We start from the raw sequence: 5,700 nt of genomic DNA on the forward strand, positions 1-5,700 counted from the left end.
CATGATCGTCAACCACGAGAAGCTGGGCCAGAACGGCCCGAAGGAGTTCGGCGGCGGCATCGCCATCTACGACGTCTCCCGCCCCAGCGCGCCGAAGCTGATCTCGAAATGGCTGACCGCCGGCCGGGGCGTTCACCGCTACGATTTCGACGGGCGCTACGCCTATATCTCGCCGACCGCGGAGGGCTATGTCGGCAACATCGTCATGATCCTCGACCTGATCGACCCGGCCCGGCCGGTCGAGGTCGGGCGCTGGTGGATCCCCGGCCAATGGACCGGCGGCGGCGAGGAATATCCCTGGGCCGAATGGGTGTCGCCGCGCTGCCACCACCCGATCCGGGCCGGCGACCGGCTGTATGTCAGCTACTGGCACCACGGGCTGTTCATCCTGGACATCGCCGACATGGCGCGGCCGAAGGTGATCTCGCAGCTGAACACCAGCCCGTCCTTCCCCCACCCGACCCACACCTGCCTGCCGATCCCGCAGCCGCTGAAGGGCCGCAAGATCATGGTCGTGGCCGACGAGGACGTGGCCAAGCTGCGACCGTCACCGCCCGCCTTCACCTGGATCTACGACATCACCGAGGAGCGGCTGCCGCTGCCGATCGCGACCTTCCAGGTGCCGGGGCTGGACCCGGATGGGGCGCCGCAGCCGCCGATGACCGGCTGCCACCAGCCGTCGGAGCGGTTCACCGGCACGATCATTCCCTTCGCCTGGTTCGCGCAGGGGCTGCGGCTGGTGGACATCGCCGACCCCTTCGCCCCGCGCGAGGTCGGCCATTTCCTGCCCGACCCGCCGGCCGGCGAGGACCGGGCGTCGTCGAACGACGTCACCATCGACGATCGCGGCCTGATCTACCTGATCGACCGGATCAACGGCGTCGACATCATCGAAACCAGCGTCTTCTGAGGGGAAATCACCATGCCCGACACCGCAGACGCCGCACAGCACTATGCCATCGGCCGCAAGAACCCGAACCTGCCGTTCCATCCCGCGGTGCGGGCCGGCGACTTCATCTTCGTCTCCGGCCAGGTCGGCAAGGATGCCGAGGGCAACATGGTGCACGGCACGATCGAGGAGGAGACGCGGGCGACGATCGAGGCGATCCAGCGGGTGCTGGCCGAGGACGGCGCGACGCTGGCCGATGTCGTCCGGGTCACGACCTATCTCGAGGATACCCGCGACTTCGGCCGCTACAACAAGGTCTTCGCCGAATACTTCAAAGACGCGATGCTGGCGCGGACCACGGTCGAGGCGCGCGCCGTGATCAACACCAAGATCGAGATGGATGCCATCGCCTATCGCCCGCTGAAGGGCTGAGGCGGCGGGCGGAGTTCGGGAGGCAAGAATGATCAGACTGCTGGGCCGGCACACCTCCGGCAATGTTCAGAAGGTGCTGTTCCTGCTGGAGGAGCTGGGCGTCGCCTATGAGCGCGAGGATTACGGCCGCCAGTTCGGCAACACCCAGACCGACGAATACCGGGCGCTGAACCCGAACGCCAAGGTGCCGACCCTGGTCGACGGCGACATGGTGATCTGGGAGTCGCACACCATCCTGCGTTACCTGGCGGCGCTGCACGGCCCGGCCCTGACCGGTGCGACTCCGGCCGAGAAAACCGATGTCGAGCGCTGGATGGACTGGCTGCTGGCCAGCGTGAACAGCCTCTACGTCGCGATCTTCAAGGATGCGAAGAAGCCGCCGGAGGAGCGGGGCGCCGAATTTGCGGCCCAGGCCAAGGAGCTGGCGGAGCTGCTGGCGATCGCGGACCGGCACCTGGCCGGGCGGGACTGGTTCGCGCTGGGCCGGCTGACCGTCGCCGACATCGCGCTGGGGCCGATCCTGAAGCGCTGCCTGGGCTTCCCGATCGACCGGCCGGACTTCGCCAACCTCGACCGCTGGCTGGCGGCGCTGGAGGCCCGGCCGGCCTTCCGCAAGGCGACCGCAGGGTGAGCTGCTGACGACCGGGCCTCGGACGGGGCCGGATGGGATGGGAAGAGCTGGATCATGCCCGTGGCGAGACTGAAGGAGCCCCCGGCGACGCCGTCGCCCGACATCGCGCAGATCGCGGTCGAGGGCGTGTCGGTGACCTTCGACATCCTCGGCGTGCGGCAGCAGGTGCTGCGCGACGTCAGCCTGGACGTGCCGCGGGGGTCGTTCGTCTGCCTGATCGGCCCGTCCGGCTGCGGCAAGAGCACGCTGCTGAAGGTGCTGGCCGGGCTGGTGCCGCCGACCGAGGGCCGGGTCCGCGTCGCCGGGCTGGCGCCGGAGGAGGCGGTGCGGCGGCGAATCATCGGCCTGGTGTTCCAGGAGCCGAACCTGCTGCCCTGGAAGAACGCGCTCGACAACGCGGCGCTGCTGCGCGAGGTGGCGGACAGGTCGCTGCCCCGCGCCGAGGTGCAGGAGCGGGCGCGGGCGATGCTGAAGCTGGTCGGGCTGGAGGACGCGGTGGCCAAGCGGCCGAACCAGCTGTCCGGCGGGATGCGCCAGCGCGTCGCCATCGCCCGGGCGCTGACGCTGGAGCCCGACATCCTGCTGATGGACGAACCCTTCGGGGCTCTCGACGCGATCACCCGGGAGGAGATGAGCCGGTCGCTGCTGGAGATCTGGGAGCGCACCGGCAAGACCATCGTGCTGGTGACCCATTCGATCGACGAGGCGGTGCTGCTGTCGCGGCATGTCCATGTCATGGGCGTCGGGCCGGGCCGGATCATCGACAGCCTCGAGATCCCCCTGCCCTATCCCCGCGGCGAAGAGAGCTACGCCGACCCGCGCTTCCGGGCGATGGAGAGCCGGCTGCGGTCGCTGCTGGTGCAGAGCCACGCGACGCGGGGGCGGCCATGAGCGACGCCACCATCCTCGCCCGCCGGGCCGCGGCGACATCGGGCTGGCTGCCGGCCGTCCTGCTGCTGCTGGCCACGCTGGTGGTGTGGGAGGCCGCAATCCGGATCTTCGACGTCTCCAGCTTCATCCTGCCCACACCCTCGGCGATCGGCGCGACGCTGCTGCGCGAGGCCGGGCCGCTGTGGGAAGCGACGCAGGTGACCGCAGTCGAGATCCTGGTCGGCTTCATGGTCGCCGCCGTGGTCGGCATCGCCCTGGCCATGGTGATTGCCCGCTTCCGCCTGCTGGGCCGGGCGCTGTACCCGCTGATCGTGCTGTTCCAGACCGTGCCGAAGGTGGCGCTGGCCCCGATCTTCATCCTGTGGTTCGGCTACGACCTGGCGCCGAAGGTGGGGCTGATCCTGGTGATCGCCTTCTTCCCGGTGACCCTGTCGATGCTGGCCGGCCTCGAGGCGGCGGAACCCGGCCTCCTGTCCCTGATGCGGTCGGTCGGCGCCAGCCGGACCACGATCCTGCTGCGCATCCAGATCCCCTATGCCCTGCCGCAGCTGATGGCCGGGCTGAAGATCGCCGTCACCTTCAGCGTCATCGGCGCCATCGTCGGCGAGTTCGCCGGCGCCTCGGCGGGGCTGGGCTACCTGATCCAGTTCGCCTCGACCCAGCTGGACACGCCGATGGTGTTCGCGGCGCTGCTGGTCGTCTCGGTGGTCGGGGTCGTCTTCTACTACGCGATGGAGTGGCTGGAACGGCTGGTGGTGCCCTGGGCGCCGAAATTCGATCCGGCGCTGCGGTCCGCCTGATCCGAGCAACTCAAAAGGCCGCGGGAGGCTGAAGATGCTGAGGAGATCGGTCTGTGGAGCCCTGGTGGGGCTGGCGGCGGCGGTCCTGGCGGGCCCGGCCCTGGCCGCCGACCAGGTGAGCGTGCAGCTCGACTGGGTGGTGCGCGGCAACCACGCCATGTTCTTCGTGGCGAAGGACAAGGGCTATTTCGCCGAGAACGGGATCGAGGTCACCGAGATCCGCAAGGGCACCGGGTCGCCCGACGCCATGCGGCTGGTGGCGAACGGCAATGCCGATTTCGGCTTCGGCGATCTGCCGACCCTGGCCGTGGCCCGGTCGCAGAATGTGCCGGTGGTGGCGCTGGCCGCGGTCAACCAGCGCTCGCCGCTCGGCATGATCGCCCTGGCCAAGAGCCACCAGCTGAAGACGCCGGCCGACATCAAAGGCCTCAACATCGGCATCCATCCGGCCGGATCGACCTACATTTTCTACAAGGCGTTCCTGGCCGCGAACGGCCTGACCGAGGCCGACATGAAGATGAGCAGCGTGTCGCCGCCCTATGAGAGCTACCTGCTGCTCGGCCGGGTCGACGCGGTGCCGGGCTATATCGACGCCGAGGTGCCGGAGCTGGAGGCCAAGGCCGGGGGCCCGGGCTCGCTCAGCATCATCCTCGGCGCCGATTACGGCTACGACGTCTACGGCTCCGGCCTGTTCACCTCCGAGGCGATGATCAAGGACAAGCCGGATGTGGCGAAGCGCTTCGTCGCCGCCTATCTCAAGGCCTTCCAGTTCACCGCCGAGCACCCGAAGGAGGCGGCGGCGATCACCGCCAAGGCGGCGCCGGGCTATGCCGGCAAGGAAGACGTGCTGGCGGCGCAGTTGCAGGCCGACATCGACCACACCTTCACCGATGCCGACACCAAGGCCAACGGCCTCGGCTGGATGACGAAGGAGAAGTGGGCCAACACGATCAAGGTGCTGACCAACCAGGGGGCGCTGAAGGGCACGGTCGCGGCCGACGCCGCCTTCACCGACGCCTATCTGAAGCCCTGAGCGCGAGAGGACCACGATGCCGGATTCACGCCTTCAGGTCGCCGTGATCGGCCTCGGCACCATGGGGCCGGGGATCGCGGCGACGCTCGCCCGCGGCGGCATGGCTGTCCGGGTGCACGACACCGCGCCGGTCGCGATCGAGCGCGCCCGTACCGCGATCCCGCAGGCAGGATCGGTGCTGGACCGGCTGGGCATCGTCCCGCCGGAGTCCGGCGAGGGCGAGGTCAGCTTCCACGAGGACCTGGCCGGGGCGGTCACCGGGGTCGGGCTGGTGATCGAGAACGTGCCGGAGAAGGTCGAGGTCAAGGCCGCGGTCTACCGCGCGCTGGACCCGCTGCTGCCGGCGGAGACCATCGTCGCCTCCGACACCTCCGGCATCCCGATCACGACGCTGCAGGGCTTCCTGTCGCATCCGGAGCGGCTGGTCGGCATGCATTGGTCGAACCCGCCGCACATCATCCCGATGATCGAGGTGATCGCCGGCAAGCACACCGCGCCGGCGACCGTGGCCTTCATCAGCGACCTGGTCCGGTCGCTCAAGTTGCTGCCGGTGGTGGTGAAGAAGGACGTGCCAGGCTTCGTCGAGAACCGCATCCTCTACGCCCTGCTGCGCGAGGCGATCGACCTGGTGGACCAGGGCGTGATCGATGAGGAGGGCATGGACACCTGCGTGTCCTGGGGCATCGGCTACAAGCTCGCCGTGGTCGGCCCGATGCGGCTGCTCGACATGGCGGGGCTGGACATCTACCAGTCCGTCGCCAGCTTCCTGAATGCCGACCTGTCGGAGCGCAAGGATGTGGCAGGCTATGTCACCGAGCGGACCAAGGCCGGCAAGCTGGGGATCAAGAGCGGTGAAGGTATCTTCCCCTACACGCCGGAGCAGATCCGCGAGCTGCAGGCCGAGCGCGCCCGGCGCCTGGTCGCGGTGCGGCGGATCCTGGAGGGACGGGACGGATGACTCAGCGGCAGACCAGCCGGTCGCCTTCCGGCGCGCAGCCCACCGCGATCGCCGCCCCTGCGGCGA

At 69.1% G+C, this 5,700-nt stretch carries 7 protein-coding genes; all 7 read left to right on the forward strand.

The window, feature by feature from the left end; all coding sequences use genetic code 11:
• A partial coding sequence (locus ABDW35_RS30900) for a hypothetical protein (protein WP_343717681.1) occupies positions 1-910 on the forward strand: 910 nt, incomplete at its 5' end.
• 12 nt (positions 911-922) lie between these two features.
• A complete protein-coding gene (locus ABDW35_RS30905; RefSeq protein ID WP_343717682.1) occupies positions 923-1,321 on the forward strand; it encodes a RidA family protein in 399 nt (132 codons plus the stop codon).
• Positions 1,322-1,349: 28 nt separating this feature from the next.
• Positions 1,350-1,952: a glutathione S-transferase family protein gene (locus tag ABDW35_RS30910; RefSeq protein WP_343717683.1), complete on the forward strand. Its 603-nt coding sequence runs from the start codon at positions 1,350-1,352 to the stop codon at positions 1,950-1,952.
• A gap of 54 nt (positions 1,953-2,006) precedes the next feature.
• Entirely contained in the window at positions 2,007-2,843 is an 837-nt protein-coding gene (locus ABDW35_RS30915) for an ABC transporter ATP-binding protein (protein ID WP_343717684.1), read from the forward strand.
• A complete protein-coding gene (locus tag ABDW35_RS30920; protein WP_343717685.1) occupies positions 2,840-3,643 on the forward strand; it encodes an ABC transporter permease in 804 nt (267 codons plus the stop codon). The genes ABDW35_RS30915 and ABDW35_RS30920 overlap by 4 nt, the downstream gene beginning before the upstream one ends.
• 34 nt (positions 3,644-3,677) lie before the next feature.
• Positions 3,678-4,676, forward strand: coding sequence for an ABC transporter substrate-binding protein (locus ABDW35_RS30925; protein ID WP_343717686.1), 999 nt, complete (start codon positions 3,678-3,680; stop codon positions 4,674-4,676).
• A 16-nt stretch (positions 4,677-4,692) separates the two neighbouring features.
• Positions 4,693-5,634, forward strand: coding sequence for a 5-formyl-3-hydroxy-2-methylpyridine 4-carboxylate 5-dehydrogenase (gene fhmpcd1, locus ABDW35_RS30930; RefSeq protein ID WP_343717687.1), 942 nt, complete (start codon positions 4,693-4,695; stop codon positions 5,632-5,634).
• Positions 5,635-5,700 lie beyond the last annotated feature (66 nt).

The sequence above is a fragment of the Inquilinus sp. genome (assembly GCF_039594555.1).
Classification (GTDB): Bacteria; Pseudomonadota; Alphaproteobacteria; order DSM-16000; family Inquilinaceae; genus Inquilinus.

Excerpts from the sequence above, each read along its gene's own strand:
- ABDW35_RS30905 (WP_343717682.1), top strand. The coding sequence starts at position 923 with ATGCCCGACACCGCAGACGCCGCACAGCACTATGCCATCGGCCGCAAG.
- ABDW35_RS30910 (WP_343717683.1), top strand. The coding sequence starts at position 1,350 with ATGATCAGACTGCTGGGCCGGCACACCTCCGGCAATGTTCAGAAGGTG.
- ABDW35_RS30915 (WP_343717684.1), top strand. The coding sequence starts at position 2,007 with ATGCCCGTGGCGAGACTGAAGGAGCCCCCGGCGACGCCGTCGCCCGAC.
- ABDW35_RS30920 (WP_343717685.1), top strand. The coding sequence starts at position 2,840 with ATGAGCGACGCCACCATCCTCGCCCGCCGGGCCGCGGCGACATCGGGC.
- ABDW35_RS30925 (WP_343717686.1), top strand. The coding sequence starts at position 3,678 with ATGCTGAGGAGATCGGTCTGTGGAGCCCTGGTGGGGCTGGCGGCGGCG.
- fhmpcd1 (WP_343717687.1), top strand. The coding sequence starts at position 4,693 with ATGCCGGATTCACGCCTTCAGGTCGCCGTGATCGGCCTCGGCACCATG.